Source organism: Burkholderia sp. B21-005 (genome assembly GCF_020843965.1).
Lineage (GTDB): Bacteria > Pseudomonadota > Gammaproteobacteria > Burkholderiales > Burkholderiaceae > Burkholderia > Burkholderia ambifaria.
The window spans coordinates 3,073,805-3,091,728 of sequence record NZ_CP086301.1 but is presented as its reverse complement, the minus strand read 5'-3'; the positions used below and the strand labels follow the sequence as shown (position 1 = coordinate 3,091,728).

The 17,924-nt window shown below is 67.0% G+C and carries 19 protein-coding genes; 7 read left to right on the top strand and 12 right to left on the bottom strand.

Annotated features, from left to right (window positions below; genetic code table 11):
• Together mutM and mutY are read left to right on the top strand one after the other, a co-directional pair.
• Positions 1–828 carry a bifunctional DNA-formamidopyrimidine glycosylase/DNA-(apurinic or apyrimidinic site) lyase gene (gene mutM, locus LMA02_RS14405; protein WP_006752632.1) on the top strand — a complete coding sequence of 276 codons (828 nt, stop codon included), beginning with the start codon at positions 1–3 and terminating at the stop codon, positions 826–828.
• A gap of 35 nt (positions 829–863) precedes the next feature.
• Entirely contained in the window at positions 864–1,970 is a 1,107-nt protein-coding gene (mutY, locus tag LMA02_RS14400) for an A/G-specific adenine glycosylase (RefSeq protein WP_228905735.1), read from the top strand.
• A gap of 122 nt (positions 1,971–2,092) precedes the next feature.
• Here mutY and LMA02_RS14395 read toward each other — a convergent pair whose 3' ends face one another.
• The 11 genes from LMA02_RS14395 to kdsD form a co-directional block, all read right to left on the bottom strand.
• On the bottom strand, positions 2,093–2,728 hold the full coding sequence (locus LMA02_RS14395; RefSeq protein WP_228905734.1) for an LON peptidase substrate-binding domain-containing protein: 636 nt from the start codon (positions 2,726–2,728) through the stop codon (positions 2,093–2,095).
• Positions 2,729–2,754: 26 nt separating this feature from the next.
• Complete coding sequence (gene rapZ, locus LMA02_RS14390) at positions 2,755–3,663, bottom strand: RNase adapter RapZ (RefSeq protein WP_228905733.1); 909 nt, start codon at positions 3,661–3,663, stop codon at positions 2,755–2,757.
• A gap of 75 nt (positions 3,664–3,738) precedes the next feature.
• A complete protein-coding gene (gene hprK, locus LMA02_RS14385; protein ID WP_010090664.1) occupies positions 3,739–4,707 on the bottom strand; it encodes an HPr(Ser) kinase/phosphatase in 969 nt (322 codons plus the stop codon).
• Between the two features lie 129 nt (positions 4,708–4,836).
• The gene (locus tag LMA02_RS14380; protein WP_006752627.1) at positions 4,837–5,376 is read right to left on the bottom strand and encodes a PTS sugar transporter subunit IIA; all 540 of its coding nucleotides are present in this window, start codon (positions 5,374–5,376) and stop codon (positions 4,837–4,839) included.
• A 169-nt stretch (positions 5,377–5,545) separates the two neighbouring features.
• Complete coding sequence (hpf, locus tag LMA02_RS14375) at positions 5,546–5,905, bottom strand: ribosome hibernation-promoting factor, HPF/YfiA family (protein WP_006477786.1); 360 nt, start codon at positions 5,903–5,905, stop codon at positions 5,546–5,548.
• Between the two features lie 158 nt (positions 5,906–6,063).
• Positions 6,064–7,569 carry an RNA polymerase factor sigma-54 gene (locus tag LMA02_RS14370; RefSeq protein ID WP_228905732.1) on the bottom strand — a complete coding sequence of 502 codons (1,506 nt, stop codon included), beginning with the start codon at positions 7,567–7,569 and terminating at the stop codon, positions 6,064–6,066.
• 170 nt (positions 7,570–7,739) lie between these two features.
• A complete protein-coding gene (lptB, locus tag LMA02_RS14365) occupies positions 7,740–8,516 on the bottom strand; it encodes an LPS export ABC transporter ATP-binding protein (RefSeq protein ID WP_166723800.1) in 777 nt (258 codons plus the stop codon).
• Entirely contained in the window at positions 8,513–9,178 is a 666-nt protein-coding gene (lptA, locus tag LMA02_RS14360; RefSeq protein ID WP_228905731.1) for a lipopolysaccharide transport periplasmic protein LptA, read from the bottom strand. Before lptA ends, lptB begins: the two co-directional genes overlap by 4 nt.
• A gap of 20 nt (positions 9,179–9,198) precedes the next feature.
• A complete protein-coding gene (gene lptC, locus LMA02_RS14355; RefSeq protein WP_228905730.1) occupies positions 9,199–9,813 on the bottom strand; it encodes an LPS export ABC transporter periplasmic protein LptC in 615 nt (204 codons plus the stop codon).
• A gap of 3 nt (positions 9,814–9,816) precedes the next feature.
• Positions 9,817–10,353 carry a KdsC family phosphatase gene (locus LMA02_RS14350; protein WP_228905728.1) on the bottom strand — a complete coding sequence of 179 codons (537 nt, stop codon included), beginning with the start codon at positions 10,351–10,353 and terminating at the stop codon, positions 9,817–9,819.
• Positions 10,353–11,336: an arabinose 5-phosphate isomerase KdsD gene (gene kdsD, locus LMA02_RS14345; RefSeq protein WP_166723797.1), complete on the bottom strand. Its 984-nt coding sequence runs from the start codon at positions 11,334–11,336 to the stop codon at positions 10,353–10,355. The genes LMA02_RS14350 and kdsD overlap by 1 nt, the downstream gene beginning before the upstream one ends.
• A gap of 125 nt (positions 11,337–11,461) precedes the next feature.
• On the opposite strand from kdsD, the gene LMA02_RS14340 reads away from it, so the two are divergent.
• From LMA02_RS14340 to purU, 5 genes are all read left to right on the top strand, one after another.
• A complete protein-coding gene (locus tag LMA02_RS14340) occupies positions 11,462–13,468 on the top strand; it encodes a cation:proton antiporter (RefSeq protein ID WP_228905727.1) in 2,007 nt (668 codons plus the stop codon).
• A gap of 79 nt (positions 13,469–13,547) precedes the next feature.
• Positions 13,548–14,114: an adenine phosphoribosyltransferase gene (locus LMA02_RS14335; RefSeq protein WP_228905725.1), complete on the top strand. Its 567-nt coding sequence runs from the start codon at positions 13,548–13,550 to the stop codon at positions 14,112–14,114.
• 26 nt (positions 14,115–14,140) lie between these two features.
• Positions 14,141–14,755 (top strand): LysE family translocator, encoded by a 615-nt coding sequence (locus LMA02_RS14330; RefSeq protein ID WP_212120918.1) that lies wholly within the window; start codon positions 14,141–14,143, stop codon positions 14,753–14,755.
• Between the two features lie 5 nt (positions 14,756–14,760).
• On the top strand, positions 14,761–15,618 hold the full coding sequence (locus LMA02_RS14325) for an NUDIX hydrolase (RefSeq protein WP_228905724.1): 858 nt from the start codon (positions 14,761–14,763) through the stop codon (positions 15,616–15,618).
• A 50-nt stretch (positions 15,619–15,668) separates the two neighbouring features.
• Complete coding sequence (gene purU / locus LMA02_RS14320) at positions 15,669–16,553, top strand: formyltetrahydrofolate deformylase (RefSeq protein WP_166723792.1); 885 nt, start codon at positions 15,669–15,671, stop codon at positions 16,551–16,553.
• A 104-nt stretch (positions 16,554–16,657) separates the two neighbouring features.
• Here purU and LMA02_RS14315 read toward each other — a convergent pair whose 3' ends face one another.
• Positions 16,658–17,740, bottom strand: coding sequence for an AI-2E family transporter (locus tag LMA02_RS14315; protein WP_228905723.1), 1,083 nt, complete (start codon positions 17,738–17,740; stop codon positions 16,658–16,660).
• Positions 17,741–17,924 lie beyond the last annotated feature (184 nt).

Genomic DNA, 17,924 nt, shown 5'->3' with positions numbered 1-17,924 from the left:
ATGCCAGAGTTGCCAGAAGTCGAAGTCACGCGCCGGGGCATCGAGCCCTTTGTCGCGGGCCGCCGCGTCGAGCGTGTCGACATCCGTACCGCGATGTTGCGCTGGCCCGTGCCGGCGGGGCTCGCGGAGCAATTGCGCGCACGCGAGGTGCTCGCCGTCGAGCGTCGCGGCAAGTACCTGCTGTTCGAGGTCGACGCGGGCTGGTTCATCGTTCATCTCGGGATGACGGGCACGCTGCGCGTACTGCCCGCGGCCGGCGTGCCGGTCGCCGCGAAACACGACCACATCGACTGGATCTTCGACGAGTTCGTGCTGCGCTTTCGCGATCCGCGCCGCTTCGGCGCCGTGCTGTGGCACCCGCGCGAGGCGGGCGACGTGCATGCGCATCCGCTGCTCGCGAGCCTCGGCGTGGAGCCGTTCTCGCCGGCGTTCACCGGCGCGCTGCTGCACGCGCGCACGCGCGGCCGCACGGTGTCGGTCAAGCAGGCGCTGCTCGCGGGCGACATGGTCGTCGGCGTCGGCAACATCTATGCGTCGGAGAGCCTGTTTCGCGCCGGTATCCGGCCGACGACGGCCGCCGGCAAGGTATCGCTGCCGCGCTACGAGCGACTGGCCGACGCGGTGCGCGCGACGCTCGCCGACGCGATCGAGCGCGGCGGCAGCACGTTGCGCGATTTTGTCGGCAGCAACGGCGAAAGCGGCTATTTCCAGCTCGACTGCTTCGTCTACGACCGTGCGGGGCTGCCTTGCCGCGTATGCGGCACGCCGATCCGCCAGATCGTGCAGGGTCAGCGCTCGACCTATTTCTGCCCGACCTGCCAGCGTTGAGCCCCGTTGAAACCTTTTTTCAAAGATTCGAACACTTGAAGCCGCCCCGCATTGCTCCCGCTCCATTCCCCGTCACGCCGCTGCACCGCACGTTCGCCACGCGCCTGATCGCATGGCAGCGCATGCACGGCCGCCACGACCTGCCGTGGCAGAACACCCGCGATCCGTACTGGATCTGGCTGTCGGAAATCATGCTTCAGCAGACGCAGGTATCGACCGTCATCCCGTACTACCTGCGCTTTCTCGAACGCTTTCCCGACGTCGCCGCGCTCGCGGCCGCCCCGGCCGACGACGTGATGGCGCTGTGGGCCGGCCTCGGCTACTACTCGCGCGCACGCAACCTGCACCGCTGCGCGCAGGTCGTCGTCGCCGAGCATGGCGGGGTATTCCCGTCGACGCCCGACGCGCTCGCCGAACTGCCGGGCATCGGGCGCTCGACGGCCGCGGCGATCGCGTCGTTCGCGTACGGTGCGCGCGCGACGATCCTCGATGGCAACGTGAAGCGCGTGCTCGCGCGGGTGTTCGGTGTCGAAGGCTTTCCGGGCGAGAAGCGTGTCGAGAACGACATGTGGGCGTTGGCCGAATCGCTGCTGCCGGATGCCGCGAACGAGGCCGACGTGAGTGCCTATACGCAGGGGCTGATGGATCTCGGCGCGACGCTGTGCGTGCGCGGCAAACCGGATTGCGCGCGCTGTCCGTTCGCGGGCGACTGCGTCGCGCAATCGACGGGCCGCCAGCGCGAACTGCCGGCCGCGCGGCCGAAGAAGGCCGTGCCGACGCGCAAGACCTGGATGCTCGTGCTGCGCGACGGCGACGCCGTGCTGCTCGAGCGGCGTCCGCCCGCCGGCATCTGGGGCGGCCTGTGGTGCCTGCCGCAGGCGGACGGCGATGCCGCACTTGCGGCACTCGCACGCGGCTTCGGCGGTGGCGGCCCGGTGCCGCTCGCTCCGTTCACGCACACGTTCACGCATTTCCGGCTCGAGATCGAGCCGCGGCTGAGCGACATGACGAACGGCGGGCTGTCGGCCGCGCACGCGCAGGATGCCGAGACGGCGTGGGTGCCGCTAAGCGGGCTCGATGCGTACGGCGTGCCGGCGCCGGTGCGCAAGCTGCTCGATGCGCTGAGCGGGCCGCTGCTGTAACGAAAGGGGATGGGGCGGGGCGCGCTCGGGACGACGCCCGGCCGCCGCGGGGCATCCATCCGTTGGGCGACGCACGGCGTAGGCACCGCTGCGACGCTACGATGTGACCGGGTGGCCGATGCCTACAGCCATCCGTGCCGGTCGAGCACGTGGTGCACGGCATCGATCCGCGCGCCGACATCCGGAAACTCCATCAGCTTCTGCCGCGCGCGCAGGTCGAGCGGCAGCAGTTCCGCGAGGCGGTTCGACACCCAGCTCGGATCGTCGAGGCGGAACGGTTCGGCGAACGGCAGCTTGCCCGGTTCGGATTTCTTCAGCGCTTCGATGATGCGCTCGAGTACCTCGGCGCACGAGCCGAATTGCGCGAGCGCCTGCTCGCCTTCGAGCGGGATGTCGTCGGGCAGCGGCTCCGCGATCCCGACCAACAGCCCGTTGCCTTGGACACGATACGACAGCAGCTCGAAACGCTGCGTGCCGATCGCCTCCAGGTACAGCATCCCGAATTCGCCGGTGTCGCACTCGGTGATGCGCGCCATGCAGCCGATGGTCTCGGGCACCGACACGGCGCCGTCCTGCGCGACTTCGGGGCCGCTCTTGAGCAGGCACACGCCGAACGGTGCGTCGTCGCGCAGGCATGCGCGGGACATGTCGAGGTAGCGCGCCTCGAACACCTTGAGCGGCAGCCAGCCACCGGGAAACAGCACCGTGTGCAGCGGAAACAGCGGCAGGTCGATCAGGGTGGTCGATAGGGTGGACATGGCGCGCCGGTGAGAGGGTGGTGTCGCTAAGGTCGGTCGACCTCAGTGACGAGCCGCGACGACGCGTCGACATCCACTGGCGCGTCACGATGCCGCACGATCACGTTCGCATCGTGCGCGAGGCGCGCGGCGAGCGTTTCCGCGATGAATACCGAGCGATGCTGACCGCCCGTGCAGCCGATGGCGACGGTCAGGTAGCTGCGGTTGTCTTCGCGAAAGTGCGGCAGCCATTTCATCAGGAACGCTTGGATGTCGTCGATCATCTGGTGGACGATCGGCAGTGCGTCGAGAAAGGCGATGACCGGCTGGTCCAGCCCGGTGAGCGGGCGCAGCTCATGGTCGTAGTACGGATTCGGCAGCGCGCGCACGTCGAACATCAGGTCGGCATCGAGCGGCACGCCGCGCTTGAAGCCGAATGACTCGAACATCACCATCAGGTCGTTGTTCTTCTGCTCGATGAAGCGCTTGACCCACGTGCGCAGCACGTTCGCGCGCAGGGTACTCGTATCGATCTGGTGGCCGAATTCGGCGAGCGGCGCGACCAGGTCGCGCTCGCGCTCGATCGCTTCCTCGAGCGACGACAGCAGCCCGATGTTCGCGTCGTGCGACGGCGAACCGGACAGCGGGTGGCGTCGGCGCGTTTCGGAGAAGCGCTGGATCAGCGCCTGCGTGCTCGCGTTCAGGAACAGTACGCGGACATCGTGCTCGAGCGACAGCGAGCGGATCAGGCCGGGCAATTCGTCGAGCGACGCGCTCGAGCGCGCATCGATTGCGACCGCGAGCCGATGCTGGCCGCCGTCGGCAAGGTAGCGGGCGAGTTCGGGGAGCACGTGCGGCGGCAGGTTGTCGACGCAGTAGTAGCCTGCGTCTTCAAGCGCATTCAGCGCGACGGACTTGCCTGAGCCGGAGATGCCGGTGATGAGGACGATACGCATGGGAAGCAGAGAATCCTGACGTTTCATCATAGCACCGGCTCGACGCGTCGGCGCTGCGAGGCCGGCGCGGGGAAGTTACACGAGCTTGCCGGGGAACTGACTGTCGGGATCTTGCATCGCAAGTCGTTGCCGATCCATGAAATCGCGCAACGTGTCGATGCCGCGCAGCTGCAGGATCGTGTTCCGCACGGCTGCCTCGACCAGCACCGCGAGGTTGCGGCCGGCCGCCACCTGGATCGTGACCTTGCTGATCGGCAAGCCGAGCACGTCGACCGTCTGGCTTTCCAGCGGCAGCCGCTGGAATTCGCCGTCCGGGCGGCGCACGAGCTGGACGATCAGCTTCAGCTTCATTTTCCGGCGCACGGCGGTTTCACCGAAGATCGTCTTGATGTCGAGCAGGCCGAGGCCGCGCACTTCGAGCAGGTTCTGCAGCAGCGGCGGGCAGCGGCCTTCGACGAAATCGGGGCCAAGTCGGACGAAGTCGACGGCGTCATCGGCGACGAGGCCGTGGCCGCGGCTGATGAGTTCGAGGCCGAGTTCGCTCTTGCCGAGCCCGGAGTCGCCGGTGAGCAGCACGCCCATCCCGAGGATGTCGAGGAACACGCCGTGCAGCGTCGCGCGCGGTGCGAGGATGCGCGACATGTAGAGCCGCAGGCTGTCGATCACCGCGGCGGCCGACATCGGCGTCGTGAACAGCGGCGTGGACGAGCGCGTACAGCGCAGCACGAGTTCGGGCGGCGCGGCGGCGCCGCCGGCGACGACGAGAAACGGCGGTTCGAGCGCGATCAGCTCGGCCATGTGGCGCGAGCGGTCTTCGTCGGTCTGCCGCTGGTAGTAGTCGATTTCGGCTTCGCCGAGCACCTGGATCCGGTTCGGGTGGATCAGGTTCAAGTGGCCGACGAGGTCGGCGCTCGACGTCGCGTTGGCGACGGTATCGGCCGAAAAACCGCGCTCCCAGCCTTCATGCCCCGTCAGCCAGCTCAGTTTCAGCGTGGCCGCGTTGTCGTCGAAGATGCTCTGGGCGTTGATGCTGGACGTATCCATGACTTTCGTCACTCCAATGAGCCGGTGCATGCGCGCGGCGACGGGCGTCGCCATGCCGGACCGGCGCCGGGCGGCCCTGGACGGCGGCGCGTGCCGCCTCGTTCGGGAAAATATTCCGCCCGGATCAACTCAAGGTTGCCACTGAGTGAGCACGCGATGCAACTCGGCGAGATCTGTTTCGTTGTGCAGACGCTCGCGCGCGTCGCGATCGGATAGCAGTTGCGCGATTTCCGACAGGATCTCGAGGTGCTGTTGGGTAGCTTGCTCGGGGACGAGCAGGAAAATCAGGAGACCGACCGGCTGGCCGTCGGGTGCTTCGAACGGGATCGCGTCGGCGAGCCGCACGAACGCGGCGAGCGGGTGCTTGAGCCCCTTGATGCGCCCGTGCGGAATCGCGACGCCCTCGCCGAGCCCGGTCGAGCCGAGGCGCTCGCGCGCGAACAGGTTGTCCGTGACGGTGCTGCGGGCGACGCCGTTCTGATTCTCGAACATCAGCCCGGCTTGTTCGAAGACGCGTTTCTTGCTGGTGACGGAGAGGTCGATGACGACGTTCTCTATGGGCAGGATTTTGGCTAGGCGATTCATGTTGGCAGGCGATTGGGCGGCCTGGGGTCTCCTTGCGGCGGCAGACTGATTTTCCATGTTCGGCGATATCAAGGCGTTTGGCATCGGCAACCTGCAAGGCAGCTACCGCACCCAACGCCCCCCGGCGATAACCGGGACATTATAGAGCACAGCCGCGTGCGTGGCGCGGCATGGACGGACCGGTTGCACCACTGCCGCACGGACACAAAAAAAACGCCCGGCGAACCGGGCGGCGTGGGTGTTGCGGTGAACGTTATTGCGGCGGCAGTTCGATCTGGTCGATCGACGGCTGCAGCTTGATCGGGTCGTGCGCATGGGTCTGCAGACGCTCCATGTGCTTGACGACCTGGCGGTCCAGCTTGTCGATCAGCAGATCGATCGCAGCGTAGAGGTTGCCGTTTGCGCTTTCGACGAAGATATCCTTGCCCTTCAGGTGCAGATTGATTTCCGCGCGCTGCTGCTTGTCCTTTTCCTTGTGGTTGTCGACCGAGAGGATCACAGTGCCATCGATCACCTGATCGCTATGCCGTAGCACCCTGTCCAGCTTGGTGATCACGTATTCGCGAATTGCAGGCGTGACTTCGAGATGATGTCCACTGATCTTCAGGTTCATAGTGCTTCTCCAAGCGAGTGACCACCCGGCCGCATCGAGGCGGCGCTCCGGTCGACTTGCCCTTGCCGTACGTGACGGCAAATTCGCGGACAGGTCGCCCGGCTTGTCCCCCGTGTGCGCGGTGGCCGGAAGACGCCCGCCGCCGGGCAGGCAGCAGGCTAAAGAGACTTGCGCAGATTCACTGCTGGGATTTTGAGGGCTTCGCGATACTTGGCAACCGTGCGGCGCGCAACCACGAAACCCTGTTCTGCCAGCAGCTCGGCAATGCGGCTGTCCGAAAGTGGCGATTTTGGGTCTTCAGCTCCTATCAGTTGCTTGATGAGGGCTCGGATGGCGGTCGACGATGCGGCGCCCCCGGTGTCGGTCGAAACGTGTGACCCGAAGAAGTACTTGAATTCCAGCGTACCGAACGGGGTCAGCATGTACTTGCCTGTTGTCACACGGCTGACAGTCGACTCGTGTAGGCCCAGCGTATCAGCTATTTCCCGCAAAACCAAGGGGCGCATGGCAATTTCACCATGCGCGAAGAAATTCTTTTGACGTTCGACAATGGCCTGCGCGACACGCAGAATCGTGTCGAATCGCTGCTGGATGTTCTTGATCAGCCAGCGTGCTTCCTGGAGCTGCTGCTTCAGCGATCCGGCCGACGGATCGCCGCGGCTGTTGCGCAGGATGTTCGCGTACAGGTTGTTGATCCGCAGGCGCGGCATCACTTCCGGATTGAGTTCCGCGAGCCAGCCCTGGCCGGCCTTCTTCACGATGATGTCGGGCACGACGTAGTCGGCCTCGGCCTTGCCGTATGCGGCGCCGGGGAACGGCTCCAGCGAGCGGATCAGCGCGTGTGCGTCGCGCAGCGCGTCGTCGCTCGCCTTCAGGTGCTTGCGCAGCCGCGTGAAGTCGCGCGCGGCGAGCAGCTCGAGGTGCTGCGACACGATCTCCAGCGCGAGCGTGCGGGTGGGGGACGGATCGAGGCGCAGCAACTGCAGCTTCAGGCACTCGGAGGCCGAGCGGGCCCCGACCCCGGCCGGGTCGAAACTGTGCAGCAGCGCGAGCGCCGCATTCAGTTCGTCGCAGTCGATTTCCAGTTCCGGCGGCAGGTCGTTGAGCACTTCGTCGAGCGAGGCGGTCAGATAGCCGTCGTCGTCGAGCGATTCGATCAGGAACATCACGAGTGCGCGATCGCGCGGGCCAGCCTGCGTGACGCGCAATTGCGCGGACAGGTGGTCGCGCAGCGACGTCGCGGCTTCCTGCACCTGCAGCGGCGGGAGGTCGTCGTCGTCCGAGGCGCCGCTCGAGCGGCCGTACTCGTCGAGATTCCACTGCGGGCCGTCGCCGGCGTCGCCCGACCCGTAGCCGTCGTATTCGTCGGCGCCGGCCGGCTCGTCGCGCTCGGCGCGATCGCTCGACTGGCTACTGCTGTTCGCGGGGCCCGGCTCGATGTTCTGTCCGGAAGGCGCCTGCGCAATCAGCGATCCGTCCGACGCGACACGCAGCGGACTCGAGATCCATTCGTCTTCGTTCTCGAGCAGCGGATTCTGTGCGACGGCCATCGCGACTTCCTGCTGCAGTTCGAGCGTCGACAGTTGCAGGAGCCGGATCGACTGCTGCAGTTGCGGGGTCAGCGCCAGGTGTTGCGACAGGCGGAGTTGAAGGCTGGCTTTCATGGCAGAGAGGGAGTCATACCGGCAGTTTGCCACGACCGAGCCGCATTGAGCCATCGGCGATTACGCGCGGCGCGGCGCCCGGCCGCGGGCAGGGCCGCCGCGCGGGGCACGCGGGCGCAGCCCCGCGCGGCGATGCCGGGCGGGGTGCAGCCAGCCATAAAAGGGGGAGGTTACATGCGGAAGTGTTCGCCGAGGTACACGCGGCGCACGCTTTCGTTTTCGATGATTTCGCTCGGCGCGCCGGCGGCGAGCACCGAACCGTCGCTGATGATGTATGCGTGGTCGCAGATGCCGAGCGTTTCGCGGACGTTGTGATCGGTAATCAACACGCCGATGTTGCGCTGCTTCAGGAACTTGACGATCTTCTGGATCTCGAGCACCGCGATCGGGTCGACGCCGGCGAACGGTTCGTCGAGCAGGATGAAGTTCGGGCTGGTCGCAAGCGCACGCGCGATCTCGACACGACGACGTTCGCCGCCCGACAGCGACAGCGCCGGGTTCTCGCGCAGGTGGCCGATCTGCAGCTCGTCGAGCAGTTCCTCGGTGCGCGCTGCGATCGCGTCCTTCGACAGTCGCTTGCCGTCGTCGCCGTGCTGCAGCTCGAGCACCGCGCGGATGTTTTCCTCGACGGTCAGCTTGCGGAACACCGACGCTTCCTGCGGCAGGTACGACAGGCCGAGCGATGCACGCTTGTGGATCGGCAGCAGGCTGATCGAGCTGCCGTTCAGCGAGATCTCGCCCGCGTCGAGCGGCACGAGGCCGACGATCATGTAGAACGACGTCGTCTTGCCGGCACCGTTCGGGCCGAGCAGGCCGACGACTTCGCCGCTCTTCACGTCGAGCGACACGTCCTTGACGACCGTGCGCGAGCCGTAGCGTTTCTTCAGGTTGCGCACGACGAGCGAGCTCGTCGTGCCGGCCGGCTGGCGGTTCGGTAGCGCGTTCATTGTCCCGGCGCTCCCTGGATCGTGGTCGACGGCGACAGCTTCGCCGGCGCGCCGTTCAACTGCCCGGGGCCGCCGCTCTTCGGCGACAGCATCGCGCGCACGCGGCCGTTCGGATTGCCCGGCGCCGCGACGTCCTTGCCGCCCTTCGCGGTGTAGAAGTCGCGCTGGCCGTCGTACGTGATCACGCTGCCGTGCACGGTGTCGGCGATCGTCGACGAGCCCTGCAGGCGGCGCACGGTCGCGGCGGTCGTCAGGGTCGTCAGGTCCTGCTTGCCGTCGTAGTCGATGCGCTCGGCGTCGCCGTCGATGTACTCGTCGAGACCTTCGCGTTTCTGACGGAACGTCGCGTGCTTCTTGCCGCTGCCGAACGACGTCGCGTACTGATAGCCTTCCGGATCCTGGCGCACTTCGACGCGATCGCCCTTGATGATGATCGTGCCCTTCGTGATCACGACGTTGCCGGTCGCGACCGTTACCTGCTTCAGGTCGTCGTAGGTGAGGTTGTCCGCCTCGACGTTGATCGGCTTGTTCTGGTCAGCCTTCTCGGCATGGGCGAGCGGCGCCAGCCCGACGAGCGGGAGCGCCACGAGCGTCGCGGCGAGCGCGGCGCGGACGGCGCGCGCAGCGCCGCCGGAATTCTGTCGAGGGAACGGTTCGTTCATGCAGTCACGTGAGGGATGCGTTACCTGGATTGACCTTTCGAGCCGCCGGACGTGTCCGCCGCGGCAATCGTGCCGCGCACGTTGCCGTAAAGCTCGATGACCCGGGTGACGTTGTTGTACTTCATGCCGTCGGTCGCGTTGACGAGCGACAGGCCGCGCTGAAGTTTAACCGGCTTTTCGGTCTTGATCACATCGTCATTGACGAAGATCCGGAAATGCTGGGAATCGGCCTGCATCTGCGGATCGCCGCCGCCGGCCACGCGCAGGATGCGCGCGTCGTCGTACAAGTCGACGATCGACACGTCGCCGTTGACGGTGCCGCGCTTCGCGGTGGTCGTGACGACCGGCTTGCCGGGCTGGAATGCGCGCATGGCCGGATCGGTCAGGTCGCTGTTGTCGGTGTCTTCATAGTGGATCAGCTTCGCGGCCGTCAGCCGGTACTGGGTCGTGCCCGACTGGTCGAGCTCGGTGACCGAGAAGTTGTCCGCGAAATAGTCGGGCGTATGGCGCTTCGGCTGCGCGGTGCCCTCGCCGGGCGGCGGCAGCGTTGCCTGCAGCAGCCACCACGTGATGCCCGCGAGCGCGGCGACCGCGATGAGCGGCAGCAACTGGGTCCAGCGGAAATGCGTGTTCATCCGTCAGGCTCCGCAGGCAGCCGCGAGCAGCGCGTCGTAGCGGCGCTGCGCGCGCAGGATCGCGTCGCAGACTTCGCGCACCGCGCCGTGGCCGCCGCGGGCCTCGGCCACCCAGTGCGCGCGGGCGATCACTTCGGGGTGCGCGTTGGCCGGCGCGGTCGCGAAGCCGCAGCGCAGCAGCACCGGCAGGTCGGGCCAGTCGTCGCCCATGTAGCCGCATGCGTCGGCGCCGATGTCGAGCGACGCGATCAGGTCGGCGAACACGGTGAGCTTGTTCTCGACACCCTGGAACAGGTGCGCGATCTTCATTTCCTTCGCGCGCGCCGCGACGATCTCGGAGCGGCGGCCGGTGATGATCGCGGTCGCGATGCCGGCCTCGCCGAGCAGCTTCACGCCATGGCCGTCGAGCGAATTGAACGACTTCATCGCGTCGCCGGACGCGGTAAACAGCAGGCCGCCGTCGGTCAGCACGCCGTCGACATCGAAAATCATCAGCTTCACGCGGCTCGCGCGTTCGGCCGCAGTCAGCGCTGCGCTCATCAGATCACCTTCTTCGAAAACAGGTCGTGCATGTTCAGCGCGCCGATCAGCGCGCCGTCGGCATCGACCACCAGCATCTGGTTGATCCGGTGGCGCTCCATCAGTTCCACGGCCTCGACCGCGAGATGTTCGGGGCCGATCGTACGCGGTTCGCGGGTCATCACGTCGACGATCGGCAGCGTGCGGAAATCGCCTTCGCGCGCGAGCACGCGGCGAAGGTCGCCGTCGGTGAAGATGCCGGCCACGCGGCCGTCGGCGTCGACCACGGCCGTCATGCCCAGCCGTTTCGCGGTGATCTGGAACAGCGCGTCCGACAGCGTGGCATCGAGCCCGACGCGCGGCACGTCGTCGCCCGAGCGCATCACGTCGCGCACATGGGTGAGCAGGCGCCGGCCGAGCGCACCGCCCGGATGCGAGCGCGCGAAATCCTCGGAGCCGAAGCCGCGCGCGTCGAGCACCGCGACGGCGAGCGCGTCGCCGAGCGCCAGCGCGGCGGTCGTGCTCGCGGTGGGGGCGAGGTTCAGCGGGCACGCTTCCTTCGACACCGCGGCGTTCAGGTTCACGTCGGCAAGCGTGCCGAGGCTCGATTCCGCACGGCCCGTGATCGCGATCAGCTTCGCGCCGATCCGCTTGACGAGCGGGAGGATCGCGACGAGCTCTTCCGACTCGCCGGAATAGGAGATGCCGATGAAGACGTCGTCCGATGTGACCATGCCGAGGTCGCCGTGGCTGGCCTCGGCCGGGTGGACGAAGAAGGCCGGCGTGCCGGTGCTCGCCAGCGTCGCCGCGATCTTGCGGGCGATGTGCCCCGATTTGCCGATGCCGGATACCACGACGCGCCCGCGGCAGCCGAGCAGCAGCGCGACGGCCTGCACGAAGTCGCCGTCGAGCTGGTCGCGCAGCGCGCGCACGGCGTCCGCCTCGATGTCGAGCACGTCGCGGGCGAGCGCGAGCGCCCGATCATCATTGATTTTCGCTATCATGCGCGGAGTATAGCAAAGGCGTTTGTTCGCCGCGCCGCACCTTCGGACTCGTCCGAGGTCGCTTGCCCCCCGCCACCACCCGCGCCCGCATTGCCGTGGCCCCGACGAACGAGGACGCTTTGCCCGTGATTTCCCCGCTCGAAATGACCCTGCTGCTGCTGCTGGCCTCGGTGGTGGGCGTCGTCGTCTTTCGCTCGTTGAATCTGCCGCCAATGCTCGGCTACCTGACCGTCGGCATCCTGGTTGGCCCGCACTCACTTGGCATCGCCGCGGACCTCGAGCGGGCCGAGCACCTCGCGGAATTCGGCGTGGTATTCCTGATGTTCTCGATCGGCCTCGAATTCTCGCTCGCGAAGCTGAGGGCGATGCAGCGGCTCGTGTTCGGACTCGGGCTGCTGCAGGTGGTCGTGACGCTCGTGCTCGCGGTCGCGCTCGGCGCGCTGTTCGAGCGCTGGGTGCACATCACGTGGCAGGGCAGTGTCGCGCTCGGCGGCGCGCTCGCGATGTCGTCGACGGCGATCGTGTCGAAGATGCTCGCCGAGCGGCTCGAGATCGAGACCGAGCACGGCCGCAACATCTTCGGCGTGCTGCTGTTCCAGGATCTCGCGGTGGTGCCGCTGCTGATCGTGATCGCCGCGTTCGGCGCGGAGTCGTCGAAGGATCTCGCGATCACGCTCGGCTTCGCGGCGGTCAAGATCGTGATCGCGCTCGCGCTGCTGCTCGTCATCGGCCAGCGCTTCATGACGCGCTGGCTCAACGTGGTCGCGCGGCGCCGCTCGCAGGAACTGTTCGTGCTGAACCTGCTGCTCATCACGCTCGGCGCCGCGTTCATCACCGACCGCTTCGGCCTGTCGCTCGCGCTCGGCGCGTTCATCGCGGGGATGCTGATCTCCGAGACGCCGTTCCGTCACCAGGTGGAAGAAGACATCAAGCCGTTTCGCGACGTGCTGCTCGGGCTGTTCTTCGTGACGACCGGGATGCTGCTCGATCCGCGCGTGATCTGGGAGCACCCGTTGCTCGTGCTCGGCTTCTTCGTCGGGCAGATCCTGTTCAAGGGGACGATGATCGCGGGGCTCGCGCGCCTGTTCGGCGCGACGCCGGGCGTCGCGATGCGTACCGGCATCGGGCTCGCGCAGGCCGGCGAATTCGGCTTCGTGCTGCTGAACCTGATCCTCGACCGGCATCTCGTCGATTCGACGCTGCTGCAGGCGATCCTCGCGTCGATGCTGCTGTCGATGCTGGCCGCGCCGTTCCTGATCCAGAACGCCGACCGGATCGTGATGCGGCTGTCGTCGACGGAATGGATGCAGCAGTCGCTGCAGATGACGCGGATCGCGACGCAAAGCCTCAAGCAGCGCGGCCACGTGATCATCTGCGGCTACGGCCGCGCGGGCCAGAACCTGGCGCGCATGCTCGAGCAGGAAGGCATTTCGTACGTCGCGCTGGACCTCGATCCCGATCGCGTGAGCGCGGCCGCGACGGCCGGCGAATCGGTCGTGTTCGGCGACGCCGCGCGTCGCGAGTCGCTGGTCGCGGCCGGTATCCATCGCGCGGCGGCCGTTGCGATCACGTATGCGAACACACCGTCCGCGCTGCGCGTGCTGCACCACGTGCACGAGCTGGAGCCGACGCTGCCGGCGATCGTGCGCACGGTCGACGACGCCGATCTCGAGAAGCTGCTCGCGGCCGGCGCGACCGAGGTGATTCCGGAAATCGTCGAGGGCAGCCTGATGCTCGCGTCGCACACGCTGGTGCTGGTCGGCGTGCCGATGCGCAAGGTCGTGCGGCGCGTCGAGGAGATGCGCGACGAGCGCTACCGGCTGCTGCGCGGCTATTTCCACGGCGCGGACGACGCGGACGACGACGATCACGAGCAGGTGCGGCTACAATCGGTGCCGGTCGACGCGCGCGCGGACGCGGTCGGGCGCTCGCTGGAGGAGCTCGGGCTGTATGCGCTCGGGCTGGAAGTCACGGCGATCCGCCGGCACGGGATTCGCGGCGTCGAACCCGACCCGCTGACCAAGCTGCGCGCGAGCGACATCGTCGTGCTGCGCGGGCTGCCCGAGGCGCTCGCGCTCGCGGAGGAGCGGCTGTCGCGCCATCGGCGCGAGCCGCCGGCCGCGGTCGCCTGAGTCGCGATTTCGTTGACCTGACCCGTATTGATTCGAAACGGTGCCCGATCTTCGCGCACCGTTTTTTTCGGAGAGTTTCATGCCGCATTCGTCGTCGGGCGCACCGCTCGATCCGGTCGCCTTCATCCACAGCCAGATCCGCACCGTGCCCGACTGGCCGCAGCCGGGCGTGATGTTCCGCGACATTACGACGCTGCTGCAGAGCCCGAAGGCGCTGCGCATCCTCGTCGACCTGTTCGTCGAACGCTATGTCGATGCGAAGCTCGACTACGTCGCGGGGCTCGACGCGCGCGGCTTCATCATCGCGCCGATCGTCGCGTACGAGCTGAGCGTCGGTTTCGTGCCGATCCGCAAGGTCGGCAAGCTGCCGTACAAGACGCGCTCGGAATCCTACGACCTCGAATACGGCAGCGCGACGGTCGAGATCCACGAAGACGCGTGTCGCCCCGGCGACCGCGTGATCATCATGGACGACCTGATCGCGACCGGCGGCACGATGATGGCGGGGCGCAACCTGCTGCAGCGGCTCGGCGCGGTCGTCGTCGAGGGCGCGTCGATCATCGACCTGCCCGATCTCGGCGGCTCGACGCTGCTGCGCAACGCGGGGCTGCCCGTCTATACCGTCACCGAATTCCCCGGTCACTGAACGCCGGCCTACGCCACGAGGTCACGATGCCCAACTTCATGCTGTTTCTCGCCACGTCGATCGCGATCACGTTCGCGCCCGGTCCCGATAACCTGCAGGTGCTCGCACGCGGCATCTCGCAGGGCCGTGCGGCCGGCTTCGTCGCGGCGCTCGGCTTCACGGCCGGGATCCTGTTCCATACGACGCTCGCGGCGCTCGGCGTCGCGGCCGTGCTGCGCTCGTCGCCGGTCGCGTTCCAGGCGCTGAAGCTCGCGGGCGCCGCGTACCTCGTGTGGATCGGCATCAAGGCGCTGCGCAGCCAGGGCCTCGCGAATGCGCATGCGCGTGCGCCGCAGCCGCTTCGCGCGATTTTCCGGCAGAGCGTGATCGGCAACCTGATGAACCCGAAGGTCACGCTGTTCTTCGTCGTGTTCCTGCCGCAGTTCGTCGATCCGCACGGCGCGCAGGGCGTGACGCTGCAGATGTTCGAGCTCGGTGCGCTGTTCATGCTGCAGACGGCCGCGATCTTCTCGCTGTTCGGCGTCGGCGCGGGCGCGATCGGCGCATGGCTGAAGCGCCGTCCGAAGGCCGGCGTGTGGCTCGACCGCATTGCCGGCGCGACCTTCATCGCGATCGGCATTCGCGTCGCGCTGAAGGACTGAACCCGATGACGTTTCCGTGCATTGCGGCCGCGCGCCGCTTCGATCCGCTCGCGCACCTGCGTTTCGAGATCGCGGGCGAGCAGGTCGGCTGGGTGCGTCGCCGGGACGTCGCGAAGCTCGAGCGCTGGCCCGACGTGTTCGAGCTGACCGACGAGCGCGTCGTGCTGTCGGCGCGCTATGACACGGTCGATGCACGCAGCATGGCGCTCGCGAGCGCGATCGGCGCGCTGGCGGCCGAAGGCGCGATTCCCGGTTGGCGCGACGAGATCTATGCGATCCGCAACCGCTTCGACGATCCGCCGCTCGCGTATATCGAGCGCGCCGCGTCGCGTTTTTTCGGCACGCAGACTTATGCGGTGCACCTGAACGGCATCGTAGAATATGCGGCTGCGCCGGGTTCGCCCGCCGCGCCGCAGATGTGGCTCGGCCGCCGCAGCGCGACCAAGGCCACCGACCCCGGCATGCTCGACAACGTCGTCGCGGGCGGCATTGGCTGGGGCTTGAGCGTTCACGAGACGCTCACGAAGGAATGCTGGGAAGAGGCCGGCATGCCGGCCGAACTGGCGGCGCGCGCGATCGCGGGCCGGGCTGTGCAGGTGCTGTGCTCGCTGCCGGAAGGCACGCAGTCCGAACTGATCTTCGTGTACGACCTGCCGCTGCCGCGCGACTTCGCGCCGCACAACCAGGACGGCGAAGTGGCCGAGCACGTGCTGGCCGGTGTGCCCGAGGTGATCGGCTGGCTGCGCGAAGGCCGCGCGACGATGGATGCGAGCCTCGCGATGCTCGACACGCTGCTGCGCCACCGCTGGCTCGCGGCGGCCGACGCGGCGGGCATCGACGCGCTGTTCGCGCCGGCCGCGTAACGCGCCGAACGGCCTATTTGACGAATACCGAAACGAAGGGAGTAGCGGTCATGTCGACCGATCACAGCTTTATCTTGAAACTGTCGTGCCCCGACCGGCACGGCATCGTTCACGCGGTCTCGGGCTTCCTGTTCGAGCGCAGCAACAACATTCTCGACTCGGCGCAGTTCGGCGACAGCCGCACCGGCGAGTTCTTCATGCGCGTGCACTTCGAGCAGGATGCCGACGGCGCGGATGCCGCGTCGGCGCTCGACACGCTTCGCCAGGAATTCGCACCGCTCGCCGAGCAGTTCGCGATGCGCTGGGAGCTGCACGACGCGGCCGTGAAGCCGCGCGTCGTGATCATGGTGTCGAAGATCGGCCACTGCCTGAACGACCTGTTGTTCCGCTACCGCACCGGCCAGCTGCCGATCGAGATCCCGGCGATCGTGTCGAACCACAAGGAGTTCTACCAGCTCGCCGCGAGCTACAACATCCCGTTTCATCACTTCCCGCTCGTGGGTGGCTCGTCCGATGCGGCGAAGGCCGCGCAGGAAGCGCGCGTGCTGGAAGTGATCGACGAGCACCGGGCCGATCTCGTCGTGCTCGCGCGCTACATGCAGATCCTGTCGCCGAACATGTGCCAGCAGCTCGCCGGCCGCGCGATCAACATCCATCATTCGTTCCTGCCGAGCTTCAAGGGCGCGAAGCCGTATTACCAGGCGTTCGACCGCGGCGTGAAGCTGATCGGCGCGACCGCGCACTACGTGACGACCGACCTCGACGAAGGCCCGATCATCGAGCAGGAAGTCGAGCGCGTCGACCACAGCATGACGCCCGACCAGCTCACCGCGATCGGCCGCGACGTCGAGTGCGTGACGCTCGCGCGGGCGGTGAAGTGGCACGTCGAGCACCGGATCGTGCTGAACGGGACGAAGACCGTCGTGTTCCGCTGATCGGCGGTTCGCGTCGGCCGCTAGCCGTCAGCCGGCCCGCAAGTAACAACGCCGCGCCCTGGATGGGGCGCGGCGTTTTTTTTTATCGCGTGATGCGCGGCGCGTCAGATCAGCCGCAGCATGTACAGCTCGCGTTTCAGGTAGGCATAGAAGATCGGCGCGGCGATCACGCCCGGCAGCCCGAACGCGGCTTCCATGATCAGCATCGCGAGCAGCAGCTCCCACGCGCGCGACTCGATCTGGCCGCCGATGATCTTCGCGTTCAGGAAGTATTCGAGCTTGTGGATCACGACGAGGAACGCGAGCGATGCGATCGCGGTGCCCATGCTGACCGACAGCGACACCGCGACGATCAGCGTATTCGAGATCAGGTTGCCGATCACCGGCAGCAGCCCGACGATGAACGTGACGAGCACGAGTGTTTTGGACAACGGCAGCCGCTGGTGGAAGATCGGCAGCGCGACGAGCAGGTAGATGCCGGTGAAGGCCGCGTTGATCGCCGAGATCTTGATCTGCGCGAACACGATCCGGCGGAACGATTCGGCAAAGCGCGACACGCGCGTGACGAGCGCGGTCGACAGCGGCCGGCGCACCTTGCCGTGCTCGACGCCGATCGCGATCATCGCGCCGATGATCATCCCGAACAGCACATGGCCGAAGCCGCGCGCGACGCTCTTGCCGCCTTGCTGGAGCTGATCCATGTGCGAGTGCATCAGCAGCGCCGCCTTGGTTTTCATCTGTTCGACGTCGACGGGCAGCAGGTTCGCGATCCAGGCCGGCGTGCGGGCACGCGTCTGCTCGACGATCTGCATCAGCTGGCCGAGCAGGCTCTGCAGGTTGGGCACCGTGTGCTCGAAGTGATCGATGATGCCGATCGTCAGGCCCGTGAGCCCGCCGACGATCGCGATCGACAGCAGCACGACGGAGACCCAGCGCGCGCGCATGCTCGTCGTGTGACGTTCGATCACCGGGGCGATCGTGTGGATCAGCTGATAGACCAGCAGGCCGGCCAGCAGCCCGCCCAGCAGCTTGAGTTCGATGACGAGCACCATCGAGACGAGGGCGAACAGATAGCTGCCGCCCTCGATCGCCGACAGCTTCGGCAGGCTGAAGTCGCTCGTCAGCCGCACGCTGCGCAGGTGGGGCTCGCGGCTCTGCGCGTCGCGCGACTCTTGTTGCTTCTCCATCGTGGATTCCTGTCGTTCGTGTGTCGCGCCGCGCGGTGGGCGGCAGGACGGTGCTCGCCCGGCGTCGCACCGGATTGGTGCGGATAGCGAACCTTACGACCGTAAAGTATAGCTGCCATTATGGTCTGTCACGGGACAGTTTGGCTCGTGGTGTAAACGCAGAAGGGAAAACCGCACAAGGGAA

Coding starts and splice junctions, on each gene's coding strand:
- LMA02_RS14380 (WP_006752627.1), bottom strand. CDS start 5,376: ATGCCAAACGCCTTGATATCGCCGAACATGGAAAATCAGTCTGCCGCC.
- hprK (WP_010090664.1), bottom strand. CDS start 4,707: ATGGATACGTCCAGCATCAACGCCCAGAGCATCTTCGACGACAACGCG.
- lptC (WP_228905730.1), bottom strand. CDS start 9,813: ATGAACACGCATTTCCGCTGGACCCAGTTGCTGCCGCTCATCGCGGTC.
- rapZ (WP_228905733.1), bottom strand. CDS start 3,663: ATGCGTATCGTCCTCATCACCGGCATCTCCGGCTCAGGCAAGTCCGTC.
- LMA02_RS14370 (WP_228905732.1), bottom strand. CDS start 7,569: ATGAAAGCCAGCCTTCAACTCCGCCTGTCGCAACACCTGGCGCTGACC.
- hpf (WP_006477786.1), bottom strand. CDS start 5,905: ATGAACCTGAAGATCAGTGGACATCATCTCGAAGTCACGCCTGCAATT.
- LMA02_RS14335 (WP_228905725.1), top strand. CDS start 13,548: ATGCCGCATTCGTCGTCGGGCGCACCGCTCGATCCGGTCGCCTTCATC.
- LMA02_RS14350 (WP_228905728.1), bottom strand. CDS start 10,353: ATGAGCGCAGCGCTGACTGCGGCCGAACGCGCGAGCCGCGTGAAGCTG.
- lptA (WP_228905731.1), bottom strand. CDS start 9,178: ATGAACGAACCGTTCCCTCGACAGAATTCCGGCGGCGCTGCGCGCGCC.
- LMA02_RS14315 (WP_228905723.1), bottom strand. CDS start 17,740: ATGGAGAAGCAACAAGAGTCGCGCGACGCGCAGAGCCGCGAGCCCCAC.
- kdsD (WP_166723797.1), bottom strand. CDS start 11,336: ATGATAGCGAAAATCAATGATGATCGGGCGCTCGCGCTCGCCCGCGAC.
- LMA02_RS14395 (WP_228905734.1), bottom strand. CDS start 2,728: ATGTCCACCCTATCGACCACCCTGATCGACCTGCCGCTGTTTCCGCTG.
- lptB (WP_166723800.1), bottom strand. CDS start 8,516: ATGAACGCGCTACCGAACCGCCAGCCGGCCGGCACGACGAGCTCGCTC.
- LMA02_RS14330 (WP_212120918.1), top strand. CDS start 14,141: ATGCCCAACTTCATGCTGTTTCTCGCCACGTCGATCGCGATCACGTTC.
- LMA02_RS14325 (WP_228905724.1), top strand. CDS start 14,761: ATGACGTTTCCGTGCATTGCGGCCGCGCGCCGCTTCGATCCGCTCGCG.
- mutM (WP_006752632.1), top strand. CDS start 1: ATGCCAGAGTTGCCAGAAGTCGAAGTCACGCGCCGGGGCATCGAGCCC.
- purU (WP_166723792.1), top strand. CDS start 15,669: ATGTCGACCGATCACAGCTTTATCTTGAAACTGTCGTGCCCCGACCGG.